At 48.9% G+C, this 20,528-nt stretch carries 15 protein-coding genes; 7 read left to right on the forward strand and 8 right to left on the reverse strand.

The features are described 5' to 3' along the window. Positions 1-17 precede the first annotated feature (17 nt). The 7 genes from AC2YIT_RS25810 to AC2YIT_RS25840 all read right to left on the reverse strand — a co-directional run bounded on the left by AC2YIT_RS25810 (position 18) and on the right by AC2YIT_RS25840 (position 7,431). Complete coding sequence (locus AC2YIT_RS25810) at positions 18-1,484, reverse strand: MOP flippase family protein (protein WP_487281117.1); 1,467 nt, start codon at positions 1,482-1,484, stop codon at positions 18-20. Then, complete coding sequence (locus AC2YIT_RS25815; RefSeq protein WP_430846605.1) at positions 1,475-2,662, reverse strand: TDP-N-acetylfucosamine:lipid II N-acetylfucosaminyltransferase family protein; 1,188 nt, start codon at positions 2,660-2,662, stop codon at positions 1,475-1,477. The genes AC2YIT_RS25810 and AC2YIT_RS25815 overlap by 10 nt, the downstream gene beginning before the upstream one ends. Beyond that, positions 2,659-3,795 carry a dTDP-4-amino-4,6-dideoxygalactose transaminase gene (rffA, locus tag AC2YIT_RS25820; RefSeq protein WP_430846607.1) on the reverse strand — a complete coding sequence of 379 codons (1,137 nt, stop codon included), beginning with the start codon at positions 3,793-3,795 and terminating at the stop codon, positions 2,659-2,661. Before rffA ends, AC2YIT_RS25815 begins: the two co-directional genes overlap by 4 nt. Before the next feature lie 204 nt (positions 3,796-3,999). After that, entirely contained in the window at positions 4,000-4,443 is a 444-nt protein-coding gene (locus AC2YIT_RS25825) for a GNAT family N-acetyltransferase (protein WP_430846609.1), read from the reverse strand. 218 nt (positions 4,444-4,661) lie between these two features. Further along, positions 4,662-6,299 (reverse strand): ABC-F family ATP-binding cassette domain-containing protein, encoded by a 1,638-nt coding sequence (locus AC2YIT_RS25830; protein ID WP_487281118.1) that lies wholly within the window; start codon positions 6,297-6,299, stop codon positions 4,662-4,664. Between the two features lie 98 nt (positions 6,300-6,397). Continuing rightward, positions 6,398-6,757 carry a SnoaL-like domain-containing protein gene (locus AC2YIT_RS25835; protein WP_487281119.1) on the reverse strand — a complete coding sequence of 120 codons (360 nt, stop codon included), beginning with the start codon at positions 6,755-6,757 and terminating at the stop codon, positions 6,398-6,400. Between the two features lie 104 nt (positions 6,758-6,861). Further along, entirely contained in the window at positions 6,862-7,431 is a 570-nt protein-coding gene (locus tag AC2YIT_RS25840) for a dihydrofolate reductase family protein (RefSeq protein ID WP_430846615.1), read from the reverse strand. A 352-nt stretch (positions 7,432-7,783) separates the two neighbouring features. Here AC2YIT_RS25840 and AC2YIT_RS25845 point away from each other — a divergent pair, with 352 nt between their 5' ends. The 7 genes from AC2YIT_RS25845 (at position 7,784) to AC2YIT_RS25875 (ending at position 17,892) form a co-directional block, all read left to right on the forward strand. Next, the gene (locus AC2YIT_RS25845; protein WP_487281120.1) at positions 7,784-8,500 is read left to right on the forward strand and encodes a helix-turn-helix domain-containing protein; all 717 of its coding nucleotides are present in this window, start codon (positions 7,784-7,786) and stop codon (positions 8,498-8,500) included. Positions 8,501-8,581: 81 nt separating this feature from the next. Continuing rightward, positions 8,582-9,772: an MFS transporter gene (locus AC2YIT_RS25850; protein WP_487281121.1), complete on the forward strand. Its 1,191-nt coding sequence runs from the start codon at positions 8,582-8,584 to the stop codon at positions 9,770-9,772. A gap of 182 nt (positions 9,773-9,954) precedes the next feature. Then, positions 9,955-10,587, forward strand: coding sequence for an RNA polymerase sigma-70 factor (locus AC2YIT_RS25855; RefSeq protein ID WP_487281122.1), 633 nt, complete (start codon positions 9,955-9,957; stop codon positions 10,585-10,587). Between the two features lie 95 nt (positions 10,588-10,682). Further along, positions 10,683-11,678, forward strand: coding sequence for a FecR family protein (locus AC2YIT_RS25860; protein WP_487281123.1), 996 nt, complete (start codon positions 10,683-10,685; stop codon positions 11,676-11,678). A 28-nt stretch (positions 11,679-11,706) separates the two neighbouring features. Further along, positions 11,707-15,132, forward strand: a complete 3,426-nt coding sequence (locus AC2YIT_RS25865; RefSeq protein WP_487281124.1) for a SusC/RagA family TonB-linked outer membrane protein — start codon at positions 11,707-11,709, stop codon at positions 15,130-15,132. 11 nt (positions 15,133-15,143) lie between these two features. Next, a complete protein-coding gene (locus tag AC2YIT_RS25870; protein ID WP_487281125.1) occupies positions 15,144-16,982 on the forward strand; it encodes a RagB/SusD family nutrient uptake outer membrane protein in 1,839 nt (612 codons plus the stop codon). Beyond that, positions 16,972-17,892, forward strand: a complete 921-nt coding sequence (locus tag AC2YIT_RS25875) for a DUF1735 domain-containing protein (RefSeq protein WP_487281126.1) — start codon at positions 16,972-16,974, stop codon at positions 17,890-17,892. The genes AC2YIT_RS25870 and AC2YIT_RS25875 overlap by 11 nt, the downstream gene beginning before the upstream one ends. Before the next feature lie 42 nt (positions 17,893-17,934). On the opposite strand, the gene AC2YIT_RS25880 is transcribed toward AC2YIT_RS25875, so the two are convergent. Further along, complete coding sequence (locus AC2YIT_RS25880) at positions 17,935-20,421, reverse strand: alpha-L-fucosidase (RefSeq protein ID WP_487281127.1); 2,487 nt, start codon at positions 20,419-20,421, stop codon at positions 17,935-17,937. Positions 20,422-20,528 lie beyond the last annotated feature (107 nt).

Below are 20,528 nucleotides of genomic sequence, written 5' to 3' on the forward strand. Positions count from 1 at the left end.
CTCGGCTGGCTTTCGTTTCAACTTTGCGGGCCAGCTTGTCCTTTGTTGACAAAGAAGTGCATCAGCGAAGCCCTTTCCTGGGTATTTGTAGCCAGCATTCCAATGATAGCATACACGGTACCGAGTATCAACAGCCCTATCCCTAATGCGAGATAATTATTGCTTACGGTCGGGGAAAGGAAATAGGCGGCAGCGAAACTGACTGCTGCAAGCAGAATAGGTTTGCCAACGCTGCCAAAATATTCCAGAAACCCGGCTTTGCAGAGTGGGTATACAAATAAACCCCATGCGGGAAGCATCACAGCAATCTTGAATAGCGTTAGTCCCCAGGCAACGCCTATTAGCCCCCAGGAGCTGCCTATCCAAATACAAAGCGGCATAAACAGCAGCATACCCAAATTCCAGTAAAAGCCCCAGTCTGCACGGCCCCTCGCTAACAATAGTGCCCCAACCGGATTACCAATGCTGTTGCAAAGCGCGGTTACCGCAAGGATTTTTAAAAAGGGTATCGATTCAACCCAGGCTTCTCCAAAAAAGAGAATGATCAAAGGTTTGGCCAGCAAGATCATGGCTGCGTAAATTGGTGCATTGGCATAGGTGAGCATGCGCAAAATCTGAACATAGGCCCGCCTTAGTTTTCCAATATCGTCCTGCATTTTTGCCAGCACGGGAAATGCGACTTTGGTTACAATCGGATTGATGATTTGATATGGTTTGAAAGCGAGGGTCTTGGCAATATTGTAGACACCAAGCGCCTCCATGCCGAGCAATTTTCCGATCAGGAGTGTATCGAACTGGGAGTTAAAATAATTAACCGTTTTCTCACCCATCTGGAAAAGTCCGAACGAAAAAAAGCCTTCGCTTTTCAGGCTGTGCCAGTCAAATTCGAACCTAGGCCTGAAGATTTTCAGGCCGTAAACGACCAGTAGCAAGGTGGAAACAATGGCCTGGGCCAAATTGGCGTAAACCAGCGCATAAATGCCGAAATGCCAGAATGCCAGGAGAATAGATATCAAAAGGCCGCTTGTCTTCCCGATTACGTCCCGGATGGATAACGATTTGAAATTTAGTTCTTTAACCAGCAGCGTTTCAAATTGCTGGCCAAATGGGACAATCAAATAGGTAGCGGATGTCCACCGGATAATGCCGACTAACTCAGGGCTTTGGTAAAAATCGGCAATGAAAGGGGTGGCGATGTATAGTATAATGTAGATGGATGTACCTGCAAAGATATTCAGCCAGAACAGCGTATTTATCTGCCTGCTAGTGACCTTTTGGTTATGAATGATCGCATTGGAAATTCCCATATCCATAAATATCTGGGAAAGTCCGATCACAAAAAGAGCCACTGCCATTAAACCAAAATCGGCTTTGTCAATAAACCTCGATAGGATAACGATTTGTAACAGCTGCATCAGAGAAGTAGCCACGGCTGAAAAAGACGTCCATTTTGCCGCTCCAAATGCTTTTTGTTTCAGTGACATGTAAGAGTGTTAATTTCATAAATATTCCTGACCAGATTTTCGTAGTCTTGCTCCACTTTCCCGGCAGAGAATGCTTCTGCCAGAATCGCCCGATTGGTTTTAACCTGGTCTTCCGTCAATGCGTTCAATCCATGAATCTCGAAATCACGCTGCAAATCAAACACATGGATGCCCAGTCTTTTGAAAAACCGGAAAGCTGGATTGATTCCGGCCATGTAAACACGCGCTCCGAGCCAAAGCATAGCGATAATATTACCCATTGCCTGCTGTCGGTGGTGGTAAAAGATGCCTACACCGCAAGTCAGTAATATCTCGATATAGGCTTGCTGGGGCATGAAACCCAGCAATGGAGATGAGCCTGAACCCCACAGTTTTTTAGCACTTTGGATCACCGCCTTTTTGTAATTGTTGTTCTCTCCATAAGAAAGCGGAATAAATACCTTTGTCTCGTTATCCAGCGGTACATTTTTGAGCAGGTGAATGACGTCCAGGTGATTTGATTCCGGGGTGTTGGAATTGCCTATCAGTATATTTTTACCGGCAATCTTTTTATCCATAAAGGCTTCCCCAACATACTGATTCAGATTGAAGAAAGCCGCATCGAAGAATTCACATTTCGTTTCAGGATATTTTTCTTTATATAACTCGTAATCTTCCCGGATATAAGTTACGAAGTAGTCCACCTCGCGCTGCGCCGATTCGAGCACATCCCAGAAATTCTCTTTTCCCCAGGCCGTGTAGAAAAGCCATCGGAGCGGTTTGTATTTGTTTAAAGTCCAGGAAAGGCTTAACCATCGCTTTTCGCGCGTCAGATACGACAGGGTTTCCGGCGCGTACAATCCGGGCTGGATTTTCGGCAGCGTATACATGTCGTAACCCCATACGACCCAATATAACTTGGGTTTTCTGCTCAGTTTTGAAATAGCGGACGCGAAAGCGGCACTTATGGAATGCGCTACGATACCACTGACCGCCGGTGTAGCGGTTACGTGATCGTCTAAATTCTCGTGTTCATAAAAGAATTCGCAGGTAAGCTCGGGATGACTGATAAACCGATATATCCCCTTGTCTTTATCTGCTTTGAATACAAGATATTTATTATTGCCTGGATTTACTTTTTCGAAATTCTTGATCGTATTGTCACAAAACTTTTCGTCGTGCATCAGGTGCAGTATCATGCAGAAAAACGATTATGGTAGAAGCCGAGTATCAAGTCAGTAATTTTGAGAACATCTTCTGTTTCCAGTTCGTAGAACAGCGGCAAGCGGACGAGGCAATCGGCATAACGGTCGGTTTCCGGCAGCGCCCGTCCGTCATGTTTTTGTGCATAGAATTGGGATTTATGCAACGATAAATAATGGAAAACAGACAGAATTCCATTGTCTTTCAGCAACTGTATCAACGCGGTCCGTTCATCGAGTGAGTTGCACACCAGATAAAACATATGCGCGTTATTGGTTGCGAACCCGGGGATATAGGGAAGCTGCACACCGTAACCGGAGAGTGGCGCAAGCTTTTCATTGTAAAGATTCCAAATGGCCTTTCGTTTGGCCTGGATGTCGTCCAGATGTTCGAGTTGCGCAAAAAGAAATGCTGCGATGATATCCGACGGCAAAAATGACGACCCGATGTCTACCCAGGAATACTTATCCACTTGTCCCCTGAAAAATTGCGACCGGTTTGTCCCCTTTTCCCTGATGATCTCTGCGCGTTCTGTCAGGCCGGGTTCGTTGATCGCGAGCATTCCGCCCTCGCCGGATATGATATTCTTGGTTTCGTGAAACGAAAACGCTCCCATGTGGCCAATGCCGCCAAGCGGCCTGGAATCGAAGAAAGAATCGATGGCCTGAGCCGCGTCTTCAATCACAAACAGGCCGTATTTTGCGGCCAATTCCATAATAGGTGCCATATCGCAGGCAACTCCCGCATAGTGAACCGGAAGGATCACCTTTGTTTTAGGGGTAATCAGCGCTTCAATTTGCGACACATCCATGTTGGGATGATCGGGCAGGCAGTCTACAAAAACAATTTTGGCACCTCTTAGCACGAAAGCATTGACCGTAGATACGAATGTGTACGAAGGTGCGATCACCTCATCGCCTGGTTCGATATTCACCAGGATAGCAGCCATTTCCAGGGCGTCGGTACAGGAAGTTGTCAGGAGCGATTTCTGAAAGCCGTAACGCTCTTCAAAAAGAGAGTGGCATTTCTTTGTGAAAATCCCGTCTCCGGAAATCTTGCCGGACAAAACTGCCTGATAGAGGTAATGGGCCTCTTTTCCAGTCAGATATGGCTTATTAAATGGAATCATAATGTGGACTAAGCCCCGAGAGGCGATTGTTTTTCAGTTTGAGTTTTTTGAAATCACTTGCAAATGCAGTGACGACGGTGAAGAAGAGGGAAACTATGCTCCTGCTCAGATCGGCGAATATTGCCAATATGGCGCGGAGATTTATCGGAAGTAAAGCGGAATTTCAAGATTACTCTGGTTATCAACACAAGCCGTACTCAATGCTCATAAATATCTCGACATTCCAAAATGAGTGGCATTGAAATGAAGTTTGTTATAAAACGGGACTGTCTCCTGATAGCAATCGAGAATCACTTTGTAGCAGCCGGCAGCTTTGCAATAATCGGTGAGATGCGTTATCAACAGATCTCCATATCCTTTTCGCCTGTATTGTTGATCCACAACAATATCTTCAATATGGCCCGACCTTCCGCCCCGGATTTTATATTCAATAATCACGCTGCCGTAGCAGACGATCTTGTCATCGGAAATTCCTACAACTGCGTAAGCATTGGAACAGGCCGCAAGTTTATTCCAGCTTTCTTCTATATCGATGGCATCCACGCCGCCAGGGAATTCAGACAATTGTTCGAGTAGCAAACAAACGGAATAGGTATCTTCTTTTTCTAGTGGACGAAAGATCAGGTTGTTCTGTCCAGAAATCAGCATGTGTTCAGTGATTAATATCTAAAAGTTTCAATTTGGAGCTGAAAACTATGATTTTATTGGAAGAAGTCCAAGAATTGGTGTCGTCGGGTGCCGTTCGATACGTTATGTTTATTGTAAGCTATTGAAAACCAATGTGCTGAAAATCGGATTTCAACAGCTTACATCTTTCCGGTTTTTAGCGATCCCGTTTGCTGCTGTGAATGATCAGCTACCTTCGGTTACCTGGCAAGTTGCAGATCTGCTATGCTTTTTATCCGGTTGCGTTCCAGGAAAGCGTCAATCGTTTCAAAATGCTCGATCACACGTTTGTCTTTGAACTCAAAGACTTTTTCGGATAAGCCCCGTAAAAAATCACGGTCGTGCGAAACCAGCACCAGCGTTCCGTCGAAGTTCCTGAGTGCTTCTTTCAAAACATCTTTCGACTTCAAATCCAGGTGGTTGGTGGGCTCATCGAGAATTAACAGGTTGACAGGTTCAAGGAGCAGCTTCACCATGGCAAGCCGCGTTCTTTCTCCACCGGATAGTACGCTTACTTTTTTATCGATATCGTCGCCCTGAAACATAAATGCGCCCAGAATATTCTTGATCTGGGTGCGCACATCTCCTTCCGCAACTTCGTCTACCGTTTGGAAAATCGTCAGATTCGGATCTAATAATGCTGCCTGGTTTTGTGCAAAATAGCCGACCTTGACATTATGCCCCAACTGGCAGGTTCCATCCACATCCAGCTCGCCCATAATAGCTTTGATCATCGTGGATTTCCCTTCACCATTCCGGCCTACAAAAGACACTTTTTCGCCTCTTGAAATGGACATACTGGCATTTTTGAACACGACATGGTCGCCATAGGATTTAGATACATCTTTCACGGTAACCGGATAGTCCCCCGACCGTGGCGAAGGCGGAAAGCGAAGTTTCAGGGCTGAATTGTCCACTTCGTCGATTTCAATGATTTCCAGTTTTTCCAACATGCGTTCGCGGGAGGATACCTGATTGGTTTTGGAATATGTCCCGCGGAAGCGCTCGATAAACTGCAAATTATCGGCAATCATCTTCTGCTGTTCCTGATACGCCTTCATCTGATGTGCCCTGCGCTCTTCCCGCAATACCAGATAATGCGAGTAGTTGGCCTTGTAGTCATAAATCCGGCCCATCGTCACTTCAATCGTACGGTTGGTGATATTGTCGATGAAGGCACGGTCGTGGGAAATCACCATGACCGCATTGGCCTTGTTCACCAAAAAGTCTTCCAGCCAGATCACCGACTCAATGTCAATGTGGTTTGTAGGCTCATCCAGCAAAATAAGGTCTGGCTTTCGCAACAATATTTTGGCGAGCTCAATGCGCATACGCCACCCGCCGCTGAATTCCTTGGTTTGTCGCTGGAAATCTTCCGGCCTGAATCCCAGTCCTTTCAACGCTTTTTCAACCTCCGCGTCATAATTGACTTCTTCCAGCTGATAATACTTTTCACCGAGTTCGGTCACCTGCTCGATGATCGCCATGTATTCCTCGCTGTCGTAATCGGTACGGGTTTCCAGCGCAAGGTTCAGCCTGTCCATTTCGGCACGCATTTCAAAAACCTGCTTGAATGCTTTGGCTGCTTCTTCGAAAACGGTACAGTTATCTTCAGTCAATAAATGTTGCGGCAAGTAAGCAATAACAGCGTCTTTAGGGGCACGTACATAGCCGCGCGTGGCTTTTTGTTCACCAGCAATAATTTTCATCATGGTGGACTTCCCAGCGCCGTTTTTGCCCATCAGAGCAATTTTATCCGTAGGATTGATAACGAAGGAAACTTCACTAAACAGGGTAGAACCGCTAAACTCAACGGCCAAATTTTCAACTGTAATCATCTTCTCATTGTTTGAATCCGCAAAGCTAAGGTTATCGGATTGAAAGAGACGAAAAAAGTCATTTTTTGGCGCTTTTAGGATTCCAGCAGCCTGGGCCGTTACATGAAAAATTGTTCGGAAATAATTTTTCCATCGGCTACTGTGTACACGCACAGTTCAACTAGCTTGTCACGATCCCTGCCCTTCATTTTGATGTCCATTGTCAGGACAAAGCAAAACGAGCTCCCGGCAATCAAGGGTTCCGATACCGTTGTCCCATGGCGTGACTCTACCAGGGCGCTAAACTTCTTGTCCTTCGCCAGCATGGCTTTCAGGCCTCTGGTTTCCTTTTCAAAGCCTGGAAATTCGAATTGTTCTATGCTCACCGCATCATCGGCATACAGCTCTTGAAGGGCTTGGGTGAATTGTTCTTTGCGGCAATAGTCTGCCAGACGGGTTGCTACTTGTTCTATGGTCATAATTTTGGGATTAAGGATGGAATTTGAATTTTCAACTGCTGACCTCCACGAGTGAATCGCCGGGCAGGGCGATAAATATTTCCTGGTAATGATTTTTGAAGGAATTACTTTTTCAAAGATCCCAAATGTTTGTAGGTGTTGATCAATAAGCCTGTTGGTGTGGCTTTGGAGTCAACAAAAGCAAGTTCCCTGGCATCAACAGTGTCGGACAACAGGCGTTTGCCCTTGCCAAGCAGGACCGGATAGGTGATCAGCACCACTTCGTCGGCGAGGTTTTGGTCGAGCAACAAAGAGGTCAGCGTCGAACTCCCTACAACAATCAAGTCGGGGCCGTTCGTCGATTTAAGTGCACGAATCTGTTCCGCAACATTCTCGCCTACATGTTGTACCGGTCCCCATTCCAGGCTGGCGGGTCTATGGGTTGCAATGTATTTCGTGGCCGCATTGATGGCGTTTGCCATCGGGAAATCTCCGGCGTTGGGCCAAAACCCACTAAAAATATCGTAGGTGTGGCGGCCCAGCAGCAGGTCGAAATTCGGTCCGTAGGCTTCAAACAGCATGGCAGCGCCGGCCGGGCTTCGATAGGGGGTTGTCCACGCGCCATAGGTGTAGTCGCCATCATGTTCGATGACGCCGTCAAGCGAGATGTGTTCGAAGATTCTGATCTTTCTCATTTTGTTTTGTTGGTTTGATGATGGACAAAATTAAGCAAGGCCGGATACCTGGGAGGGGTGCGGGCGCGACAATTTACGGGTGCTTTTTACCTTATGCCGCCCCGGGTATGTGCTGATCGATCACTATTTTTCAATACAACCTATTATTTGGGTACTTTTGTCGGCTGATTTAAATGCGCCTCGTGTGAAGAAATGAGGAATGATAGCCTCCGCGAAATCATATGGAATGAAAAAAACTGCTATTGACATACATCGTGACGAACTGGACGGCGTCGGGGTGGAGATTGTGCCCGTGAAGTCGCTGCAATGCGAAACGTAGCCGGCGCATCGCGACGACCACTACATCTTTATCGTGCAGCAAGAGGGCTACTGCCTTTGGGAACTGGATTTCAGCCAGGTAGCGCTCACAGGTCCTATGATCGGCTTCATTGCACCAGGACAGGTGCACCATAATCTCGACTTCAATGAGGCCAGCGGGTGGCTGATGTTCGTTGAACCGGGGCTGGTATCACCGGAAAACCGCGAGATTTTCGACAATTTCAGTCATGTGCGGCAAGTAGCAGCTATTACGCCCGATAATCTGCTATTCCAGCTGGTACCCATTCTCAAAACGACGCTTGAACAAGCCACGCTGGCACTCAAAGAAGGGGTGATGAGTTCGTTAACCGCTTCGGTTACGACGCTGCTGGCGTCGCATATCCTGCAATCAGAGTATCCGGCAGGGCTGATCGAGGGCCGGAAGTATCGCACCGCTGCGCGCTTTAAACAACTTGTCGCCGAGCATCGCAAGGAATTGAAACAAGTGAAAGAATATGCTGCATTGCTGAATATTACGCCATTGTACCTGAATGAAATCGTAAAGGAGGTCACCGGCTTTTCAGCCAGCCAGCGCATCAATCATGAAATTCTGCTGGAAGCGAAAAGAATGCTTGCTTATACCCGGCTGGATGTAAAGCAGATTGCCTATGAGCTGGGTTACGAAGATCATGCCTACTTTTCGAGGTTTTTCAAAAAGCATACAGGCATGACTGCGGTTGCATTCCGGAACTCAAAACCATTATTTGTCTAATCATAGCCATGCAATGCCTCTCCCCGGGCGACAGTCACACCCGTTAATTTTGCTGCCGTAAAATCATCATACGGCACAAAAATGAACACCATTGTTGCAACAAGCGAAGACAAGACCTTCGCGAAATTCATCACACCCATTATCATCTCGGTCTTTGCAATATACCTTACAATGGGTATGACGCTCGGGGTACTTCCCGGTTTTGTCAAAAACGACCTGCATTTCGGAAATCTCGTCGTAGGTATAGTCATTGGCCTGCAGTCACTGGCAACCTTGCTCACCCGGGCCTATTCGGGCAGGCTCACCGACACCAGCGGGGCTAAAACCAGTAATTATTTCGGCATTGCACTCGTAGGCACTGCAGGCGCGGTTTACACTTGCGCCGTGACTTTCGGATTTGACCCTAACACAGCGCTCGTTCTCCTGATGTTCGCGCGCATCGTGCATGGCGTGTCCGAAAGCCTTTCGGTGACCGGATCGCTTACGTGGGGCATCGGCCTGGTGGGAGCGCCCAGATCGGGCAAAGTAATGACCTGGAATGGCATTGCCATGTACGCCGGTATCGCACTCGGTGCGCCGTTAGCTATCTGGATGAGACAGGCTTACGGCGTTCAGTACGTGTTCGCTTCCACGATCATGCTGTCCGGAATAAGCTGGGTGGCCACTGTCCGGTTGCCGGCATTGAAGGTGGACGGAACGCACATCCGGACCCCTTTTTACAAAATCATAGGCCTTATTTCAAGGCAAGGGCTGGGGCTGGCGTTCGCGTCCATTGGTTTTGCCTGCATTTCTTCCTTTATCTCCCTGTTTTTCAATTCCCGGAGCTGGGGGAGCCCGTCGCCCGCATTTGTCACATTTGGCGCATGCTATGTGCTCACAAGGGTTTTCTTTTCCTCATTCCCCGACCGTTTCGGCGGTTACCGTGTGGCTTTGGTATCGCTCCTGATCGAGCTGTGCGGCCAGTTGGTGATCAGTTTTGCTCCCTCGTCCGAGCTCGCCATTGCAGGATGCGGCCTCACGGGCGCAGGCTTCTCGTTGGTCTTTCCTTCACTGGGAGTACTGGCCATTCAGAAAGTCGCTTCGCAAATGCGCGGTACCGCGCTGGGCGCCTATGCCGCGTTTTTTGACCTTTCGCTCGGCTTGGCCGGGCCGGTCGCGGGCTTGATCGCGGGTTGGGCGGGATATCCCTCGGTATACTTGTTCGGAGCGACGAGCTGTTCGCTGGCGGTGGTGGTTTTATTGAGAAAAAACACGGACGCCGGAAAAGCATGATGAAATAGGGTGTGACTCTCGGAAGGTGGCTGCCTCCCTGCTCGTCGGGGGGGCATTACGTATGGTTTTTTGTCGCCGGATAGTTTCTAATTTAAATTATTTAGTCGGGCAGGGTAGGGTGTTGTTTTAAGATTTTGTCATTGTGATAAATGGTGTACACTAAATTCGTCGAACTGAAAAAGATGCAGAATAAAACTTTGGATCAGGGTTATTCGAACAAAAGCTTGATTCAGGCAGAATCCAACCTGGAACGGGAAGAAGCTTCGGATACGACGATAGATAAGGAATTTTTTATCAGAAGTGTATTTCAAACCGACGTAGAAAAAGGCTACGACCTTTTGTTTTGTCATTATTACACCTCGCTGTGCAGCCATGCGGTCAGGTACGTATATTCAAGAGAGGTAGCCGAGGATATCGTCTCGGAGGTCTTTATGGCTTTCTGGAAAAAGGCGGCACATGTCCATATTACCACCTCCTTCCGCGCATACCTTTTTATGTCGGTAAGGAATAAATGCCTTACCTATCTGAGGTGGGAATTCAAGAATGAAATCGCAGAGGAGTTATCGGATAGCACGCTCGTGTCAATGCATATGGAGCCAGACAAACTTGTCGAGTTTGACGAGCTCTATCAGCGAATCGTGAAAATAGTCGACGGATTGCCTCCTCAGAATCAGAAAGTTTTCTTGATGAGCCGTTTCAATGGAATGTCTTATCAGCAGATCGCGGACAAGCTGCAAATTTCAAGGAAGGCGGTCGAAGCTCATATCAGCAAGGCTCTTGGAGAACTGAGAAGAGCACTTGGCAGCAGCCTTTGAGGAAAGCGGCTAATGCTTTTTCAAAGTTGTTGGACCCAAACATGCGTCTATGGAAGGGCCTTAGTGGCCCGAAACAAATTTTATTAAAACAACAAATGAAGCCAGAATTGACGAAGTATATTGTTTTTTCCTATTTCTCGGGCGATGCGACACCTCTTCAAAAAGAAATGGTGCTCGAATGGCTGGCAGACGGGCGGAATGTTGAGTTGTATTTTACGTGGTTGGAGGAATGGGAGAAAATGCACATCCAGTTTCAGCCCGATCCCGCGGAAGCACTCACGAAAGTAAAGGCCAAGCTCCGCGACGAAGAACCGCAAGCTTTACCGCCAGAGCCGCTCCCAACCGGGAAAATTTCAAAAACGAGGGTATTGCTATGGGCAGCAGCCTGTCTGTTTCTGATGAGTTTCGCGGCTTTTTTGGGGAAGGAATTTTTGATTTACCGTACCTATCATACAGCATTTGGCGAGCAAACCAGGTTCCTGCTCGCCGATGGAAGTACGGTACTTTTGAATGCAAACTCAACATTAAAGGTTCCGCGGTGGGGATTTGGGAAATCGACCCGGCATGTATACCTGGATGGGGAGGCCGAGTTTTCGGTGCGGCATACGGACGATCATCAGTATTTCAAGGTCCATAATGCTGATAAAAGTTTGATTACTGTGCTCGGGACTGAATTTGTGGTCTATACCAGGGCGAGGGAGACCAGCGTGGTGCTTAACAAAGGAAAGGTGGAAATCTCTTCGTCGGCCGGGGAAAAGCCTTTGACCATGTTGCCGGGAGACCACGCGACGGTCGGAAGGAGCGGTCAGATTACCATCGAAAAGCTATCCCATGAAAAGCTTGCCGAACATTCGGCGTGGAAGGAACACCGGCTGGTATTCGACGATACGCCATTGTATGAAGTTGCCCGGAAGATCCACGAACTCTTTGGGGTGGAAGTGAAAATAAACGGCAAAGAGCTGGCCGCGCGCACCGCAACGGGGTCATTCCCGGCTAAAAATGCCGAGGAACTGCTCGCAATCCTCTCTTACATGTACGATTTCGAGATCAAAAAAGCTGAGAATAAGGTCATTTTAACTCCTAACCGTTAATTGTTTTCTATCCCTTAACCTGTTGTTTATGAAGCTACGATTACAATTTATGAGGTTGCTGTTGCTCTGTCTGGCTGTGGGGGCACTTCCTACACGTTCGCTTGGACAGCTGCTGGCCGACTCCAAGACCATCGTTCGCCAATCGGACACGCGACCTCAGCTGGTGGGCCTTGCAGATATACTTCTGAAATTGAAGGACAAGTTTCAGGTCGATTTGCTGTTCGAAGAGAAAATCGTGGAGAACATCCGGGTTTCGTCCAACAGTATCCGGCCCTCGGCCTCATTTGAAGATAACCTGGAAACCCTTCTGCGGTCGACGGGCATCCATTATATGAAGGTTAAGAAGAATACTTACGTGTTGAGGACTGAGAAAATCAGTATCGCGCAAAAGCCGCTTGAACACGTGCCTGCATTTCCGGCTGATAACAGGTTAAAAGCAGTAGAAATGCTGGAAAGAAAAATGCTGCAGGTACCGGCCAAAGTGGCAGATGTAACGGTTACCGGGCGGGTAACGGACGAAAAAGGGGAGGTCCTCCCGGGCGTGAATGTGACGGTGAAAGGTACATTAAGGGGTGTATCGGCGGACGCTTCCGGAAATTACAGCCTGTCGGTGCCGTCGGGGCAGGTAACCCTGGTGTTTTCTTTTGTGGGGTATGTCACACAGGAAGTACAGCTTGGCGGGAAAAAGACCCTGGATGTCATTTTGCGGTCGGATAACAAGAACCTGGAAGAAGTAGTGGTCGTTGCTTTCGGGACGCAGCGGAAAGAAAGCATAGTAGGGGCTATTTCATCCGTGTCCCCCAGCGATTTGAAAATGCCGGTAAGCAAGTTGAGTAACGCCCTGGCCGGCCAGATTGCGGGCATTGTATCCGTACAGGGAAGCGGTGAACCGGGCTCGGGATCAAGTTTCTGGATCCGCGGGATCAGTAGTTTCGGGGCTAATAATACGCCGCTTATCCTGGTGGACGGGATCCAGCGCTCCATGGATCTGGTGGACCCGGAGGATATTGAATCCTTCTCGATCCTGAAAGATGCCAGTGCAACCGCCGTTTATGGGGTGAGAGGAGCAAACGGGATCGTGCTGATCACCACCAAAAAAGGCAAGTATTCCGATAAACCGACCATCAATGCCCGGTACGAACGCGGCTTTTTAGCGCCGATAAGGCTGCCGAAGCTGGCCAACGCGGAACAATGGATGGACTATTACAATGATATCAGCTATGATGCCAACGGGTCTACCCCCTTCCCGGACCATATCAAGCAAAAATACCTGTCCGGGGAGGACCCCGACCTGTATCCCAATGTGGATTGGATGAAAACCACGTACAAAGACGTTACAACCAGTAACCGCCTGAACCTGAATGTGACCGGGGGCGGCAGAATTGCGCGGTACTACGTGTCAGGCTCGTACTACAATGAGAACGGCTTGTTTAACCCCGTTGTCACCGAATCCTACAATCCATCCGTGAAGTACAACAAGTTTACTTTCCGGTCCAATCTGGATGTAGATATAACCAAATCCACGGAGTTAAGCCTTAGCCTTTCCAATACTTACGAGAACAAGAGCCGCCTGGGCGTGGATATGGCCACGATGTACAACATTGTGATGACCACCCCGCCGATCGCCATTGCGCCGTATTATTCAGACGGAAGCCACGCACAGCCGCTGGTGGGAAGCAATCCATATTACTCGCTGAACTCGACCGGGTTTTCCCAGGACTTTTGGAACACCTCGCAGTCGTTGATGAGCCTCACACAGGATTTGAGTGAATATATGCTCCCCGGCCTCAAATTCAACGTGAAATTTTCGTGGGATGCTACCAATGAGTCGACATTGGATAAGCGGAAAAACCCGGCGACCTACTATGCCACCGGGCGCGACGAAGCGGGCAAGCTGATACTTCATAAAAACGCGGACGGCAGTGATTATTTGTCTTTGGCACGATCCAACCGTGGCACGAAGACGACCAATCTTGAATCGTCGCTCAACTACGACAATGCATTTGGTGATCACCGGGTCGGAGGCCTGTTTCTGTTCACGCGGAGGGAGTTTACCAACAATTTTCCGACGAATTACATCATGGCATTTCCTTACCGCAATATCGGTATTGCGGGCCGTTTGACATATGCCTTTAAAAACAAGCTGTTTTTTGACGGGAACTTTGGTTACAACGGCTCCGAAAACTTTGCGCCATCCCATCGCTTCGGGTTCTTTCCTTCGATCGGCCTGGGATATAACCTGAGCAAGGAGCGGTTTTTTCAGGATCTGTTTCCGGTAGTCAATCTGATGAAATTCCGGGGTTCGCACGGGTACATCGGTAACGACCAGATCGGGGGCGATCGCAGGTTTGCCTACAATTCCGAGATGCAGTATTCGGGTTCATATACCTTCGGTACCACGGGCCAGAAATATATTTCGGGTATTGCCACGGGGAATCCAGGGAACCCCAATGTCGCCTGGGAAGAGGCCATCAAAACGAACATCGGATTGGAGCTCGGGATATGGGATAAGTTGAAATTGCAAATCGACTATTTCAACGAGCGCCGCGACGGGATCTATATTTTGCAGCAGAGCGTCCCATCGGTCGTCGGGATTAACGTGGCCCAATATGTGAACCTGGGGAAAATGGCCAACAGGGGTGTTGATGGGTCTGTCGAATACAGCTATGTGAAAGGAGACTGGCTGCTCTCTGCCCGGGGGAATTTCTCCTACAACCGCAATAAGGTCATTTACAACGATTCCCCAACGCCGATTTATGGTTACCAGGAAATCGCGGGACAGGCTTACGATCAGCAGTTCGGATTGGTGTCGATGGGTCTTTTTAAATCCGTGGAGGATATTGAACAAAGCCCGGTTCAAAAATTCGGTTCGGTTGTGCCGGGTGATATCAAGTTCAAGGATATCAACGGGGATGGGGTAGTGGACAGCTACGATCGGATTGCGATCGGACGAAGCACAGTCCCTGAACTATCCTACGGATTCGGGGTGAGTGCGAAATACAAGCATTTCGATTTATCGGCTTTTTTTCAGGGCGTCGGCCATGTGACCAGGATTATCGGCGGGGACCCGCTGCAAGGGCCGCAGGGAAGTATTCTGGTAAATGGGCAAATTCTGGCCGACGCGGCCGAGAAGAGATGGAGCTTACGTAACCAGGACCCGAATGCCGAGTACGCCCGTATGTCGCTGGCCTATAATGAAAACAACCGGCAGGCGTCCACTTTTTACCAGAGGGACATGAGTTTTATCCGGCTGAAAAATGCGGAAATAGGCTATACCGTTCCAAAAAGCATTGTAAGTAAAGCGCGGGTTTCCAGTTTGCGTTTTTACGCACAGGCGGTTAACCTGGTTACGTTCAGTAAGTTCAAGTTATGGGACCCGGAGCTCAATGCCAGTTTCGGAAATATTTACCCGCAAATGAAGACGGTCAGTTTAGGAGCAAGTCTCAATTTTTAACAGCAATTAACATGAGAAAATTTTCTATTATTTCAGGCATTTTGCTTTGCATGTTTGTAGCTACCTCTTGCAGTGACTACCTCTCTGTGGAATTGCAGAATGCACTAACGCTGGAAGAAACCTTCAATAAAAGAGCGACCACCGAAGCGTATCTCGCGCAGATTTATGGGTTTCTGCCCGACGACTCCGACATGGTCGGCGGCGAGGGTTCTGTCGTTCCCAGGTCCGACGAGGCGATGTTTTCCTGGTTGTCGGGCGTATCGTGGTTGAATATGAATAATGGCTCGTGGGGCCCGACGACCAATTCCTACGCGACCTGGAAAAGCAGTTATACCGGCATTAACCAGGCTACCATTTTCATGAACAATGTGGACCGGAATGTGGAGATCGGTCCGGCGGAAAAGGAAGTAATGAAAGCGGAAGCACGGTTCATACGCGCATTTCTATACTTCAACCTCTTGCGCAAGTACGGTCCGGTTTACATCTGGGGGGACAAGGATCCGGATATTTCCATCCGGCCCGAAACAATAGACCGGCATACCGTAGCCGAGAACTTCGACTTTGTGTTATCAGAATTTGATAAATGCATTGCTGTACTGCCAGCCACCATCGCGGAGGAGGCTTGGGCGGGCAGGGCTACCAAAGGGGCCGTCCTGGCGGCAAAGACCCGCGCCACGCTCTACGCGGCCAGGCCGCTTTTTAACGGCGCCGATTATTTGAAAGGCATGGTGAACAAGGAAGGTAAAAACCTCTTTCCGCAAAGTACCGATCCTGCCAAATGGGAAATCGCCGCGCAAACGGCTAAGCAGCTGATCGATATGAACCAATATGCGCTCTATGTCGACAACACGGAAACGGACCCCATGCGGAAAGCGATCAAGTCGTATCAGGGGATATTTTTCAAGTTCTGGAATTCGGAAGTAATCTGGGGACGCTGGCTGGGGGCGGCCAATGGCTGGGTTGTAAGGGCTAACCCGCCGAGGGCGGTAAAGGAAGGGTACGGAGGCTATTCGCCTTCCCTCAAACTGGTGGACACCTACCCAATGGCCGCAAGCGGACGTTATCCGGTAACCGGGTACGATGGTACCGGATACCCCATCGTAGACCCGAAGTCGGGTTACCGCGAGGAGGGTTTCACACCCGCCTACATTCACCCGATGGACAACTGGGCGCCTATCCGCGCGCACAACAGTACGGTGGGGCGAGATGCGCGTTTTTACGCTTCCATTCTTGCCAATGGCTTCAACTGGTATAACCGCGGCTCAGGTGACAAGGTGATCACCTTCCATACCGGCGGGACCTCGGGCTACCAGGCTTCGGGCGACTGCGTGAAGGCGGGCTACCTGTTCAGGAGGATGAGCGATCCCAGCAATAATACCGAGAATGGGCAATGGGGACAATTTTGCTGGCCAATGTTCCGGCTGGCGGAAATTTATCTGAGCTATGCCGAGGCATGTAACGAAAAACCGCAGCGCAACGAAGCAGAAGCATTGGCATACGTCAACAAGGTCCGGAACCGCAGCGGGCTCAACAAGTTGGAAGTCGCCTATCCGGAGGTGATCGGTAATCAGGCGCTGCTGAGGGAACTGATTCGCAAAGAGCGGATGGTTGAAATGGCTTTTGAATCACACCGCTATCATGATGCCCGCACGTGGATGATCGCCGAGAAGGAATTTGTCGGTCCTAATTATACCCGAAACCTGGAGGCGACCAATTACGATGATTCTTGGAAACGATCGTCGACATTATTTCCCGGCACCAGGGTGTTTGAAAAGAAGCACTATTTCTTCCCGATCAATCAGGAACAATTAAACGAAATGAAAAACTTTACACAGAACTATGGCTGGTGAAAATAACAAATGCCGGACTGCGATGATCGTTCCATGCAGGCTGGCGCAGGTTTGGGTGTGCCTCCTCGCCATGCTCGGCTACGGGTGCGAAGACCGCCGCATGAATAATATGATAGGCGATCAGGTTTATCTGAATGAATTCGGTGAGAACGTGCAGCCTGTTTTCAAGGGGGATCATTTTACCTATCGGCTGCAAGTCATCAAAAGCGGTGTGGGGCAGCAGGGTGGTGAGGTTTCTATTAATGTCGATGAGTCCATTCTGGCCCGGTATGAGGGCAAGTATACCTTGCTGCCAGCGGAACTCTATCAAGTGAAATCTTCGCAGGTTCCACTCAAAAGTTCAGAGTATAAGGCGCATTTCGAACTAGAATTTGACGCCGCTGCAATCGAGCGTCTGGAAGCCAGTACCCATTTGCAATATGCGATTCCTTTCAGGCTTTCGTCAAATACCCTTAAACTTGCTCCGGATCAGCAGCTCTTTTCCGTGGTCGTTCCGAAGGTTTTGAATCCTTATATCCAATTCAAAACACCGGGACTCGCACCGGCCACGGCGTCTGTCAGCCTGGCCAACTCGGCGCCCGAAACCAGGTATTACGCTTTTCTGCAAACCAATTACCACAACCAGTCGGACCTGCAATACAAAGTAGAAGTGAGCGAGCATGCCCTGGAGGCCTACAACAAGGAGCAGGGAACAACGCATCAATTACTGCCTGCCGCGGCCTATCGAATTGATCAGGCCAGTTTTACCATCGCCGGCCAGAACAATGAACAGGCGATGTCCTACTACCTGATAACCGGCAAAGTTCCCGCCGGGGAGTATATGCTGCCGTTTGAAATTATGCAGGTTTCCAAATACGGCATTGACCTCCAGGCGAAAACGATGTTGATTCCTGTCAAAATTCTGGAATAAGGGTGAGGTTTGTTGGGGCTTTGTTGGTTTCAGAAACTAATTTTATTGATACACTTCAAATTCGAGTATTCCCATGGATCCCCCTCTATCCCCGCTTTTTTCAGGTTTAAACGACCTAATTTTGAAATAACGGGCAGTGATAGGACTGAATTTTATGTTAATATTTAAATCTGAGTTGTCCGTTTTATGTAGCAAAGTTGTCCAGGTTTTATTGTCGGGCGACGCCATTATCTGGAAGTCAGTTGAAAACGCCGTTTTGCCGAATGTAATTTTTGCTTCTGTAATGGCCGTTTCAATCTTCATCAAATCTACCAGCAGGGTCCATGGATATTGTCCACCGGCTTGTGCCATGGTGGTCGGGTCGCCGTCGATACCGTTTTCCGCAAAGTAGATTTGGCTGGCCGGACCAAGAGCGCCTTCGTTGTTGGCCCGTAGAAAAGCCTGCTTCCCGATAGCGAGATTGGTCTTCATGCTTTTGGGACCTACTTTTTCGTATTTTAAGTTAATGAGTTGCCCGATTTTGTCGTCCACAATGGGTTTTTGGGCGCCTTGCGGGCTTAATATGCTATAACTAATCACGCGGTAGTCGTCAGCAGCGGGTATAACTTTGAAGTCGCTGGCTGCGAATAGGTCGCTACTGTCCTCACGGAATCCGATTACGTAGGATTTTCCCGCTTCAAGTGTAAGAGGCGGGATTTGGGCATATTGATAACCATCTGGATCAATAGACAAGCTTGCGGTATTTAGGGACGCTGTCAGCAGGGGGTAGTCGTCGACATACCGCTTAACAATAAGCGAATGTCGGTTACTGTTTCCCGCCAGATTTTTCCGGCCTACCTCAGTCAGCCGGATTTGAACGCTGCCTACCGTAATACGCATACCACGGTAGAAGTCTCTCGGATCGGTTCTGCCTGCTGGTGTAGGTTCTGTTGCTGTGACGCGTTTCGCGGAACGTGCATTGGGTGTTTTGTTGAGAATGGTGAATGTCTTGTCAAGTAGCTTACTTGCAGGTTTACCAGGTTCTACCGCAATGGCTTGCACCCGGCTCGTCCGGGTTAATGTAAGGGCGCCTCTGTATGTCTTGCCAGCGGTAGTAGGACGGCTTCCGTTAACAGTATAGTATATTTTTGAGCGGGGCGCAGCCGCGAGTGTGAGTTTCTGGCTTCCGGAGTAATCGATGGTGTCCGACAAAGAAGCTTCTGGAATGACACTCCATCCTTGATTTTTCTTGACAAAATTGGCGATTTGCGTAAGCCTGTCCTTATAGAGTTCGGGAAGAATGTTGCCATCTGCAGTTATCGGGTAGCTGAGCATGTAGGTGGCCCCAACCTCCCAGTTCTTTTGAATGTTCCTGATCATCATGTCGACTGGCTTCGGCGACCGAAGTTTTGGATCTTCACGCCAAGACCAGGTATTATCCAGGAGATTATCAACCTCGATAGCAAGTTTTTTTTTGACAGTGGCCGGTTTTGCTACCTCCAATGCCGTTTCCTGGGACGACGTGCCACCCTCGTACACAATGACATCTGTATTCGGATATTGCAACACCGTGCCCCCGTTTCCCAGCCCTGTATTGTTGGCAAATATCACTTTCGGATTGTTAGCTCGCAGGATGGGAATTATTTTATTCCATGGAAACCAGTTATAGTCAAATCCCTGGTAAAGTTCGGTGGCGGAAGTCATATCTACCCAAAAGCCGTCAACGCCCAGCGCTATCAGTTCCCTGATCAGCCCGAGGTTGAGGGTTCCGTATGTACCATCAGGCGCCGTATCGACAATATCTTTATTCCAGCCATTGTCAGGCGCAATGTAGGCGATGAAGCGAATGCCTTTTTTATGACAGGCGTCCACCAATTCTTTTACGATGTTACGTTTCGTTTTAAGTTCGAGCTTGCTGGGAGAAGTGGAAGGCCAGAGGCGTACACCATCCCCCGCTTTTACATTGGCTGTCAATACCTTGCCGCCCAGGTCTACGATGGTCTGTGCCCACTGGTCGGCGTTGAATTTAGTAATTCGTTTTTCAAATTGAGCGATCCCATCCTTGCCCTTGAGGCTGGGAGCGCTATATGCCCCCCATGTAATGTAAATACCAAATTTAGCATCCGAGAACCATTTTGAACGATAAGGGGCCGCTTCGAACGTGAGGATCTTGCTCGCAGTTGCCCCCTTTGAATCTGTGACCCTGGCAGTGAAGGTATAAATGCCCTCTCTGATCGCCATGCCATGGATCCTTCCGTTTTTGTCCAGTTCGAGTCCGTTGGGTAACGCTCCACCAGCCAAATCCCAGGTATAGGGTACCGCACCGCCATCAGCGGAGAGTTGGAAGAATGGGGACGGTCCATCTTCGGTCCACGATTGGTACGATAGGTTATCGACAAATGCCGGGTAAAGCGAGGTTCTGGGGTTCGTCTGGTATTCCCCGGAAGAAGTAGTGGTAATCCGGAGTTTCGAACCCTGTCCGGATCCGGGCTGTGGAAGCGTTAGAAGTACAAGCAAGGTACCTCCAACCAGTTTAGAAATTTGTCTCATAGCAGCAAATAGGACTAGTGATAGTGTGCCAAATGATTTAACGGTGAATGTCAATTAGCCTGTGCCAAAGGCTAATTGGCGGCAATACTGTTATTTTGTTCCAATCT

The organism is Dyadobacter sp. SRI_021 (genome assembly GCF_057586235.1).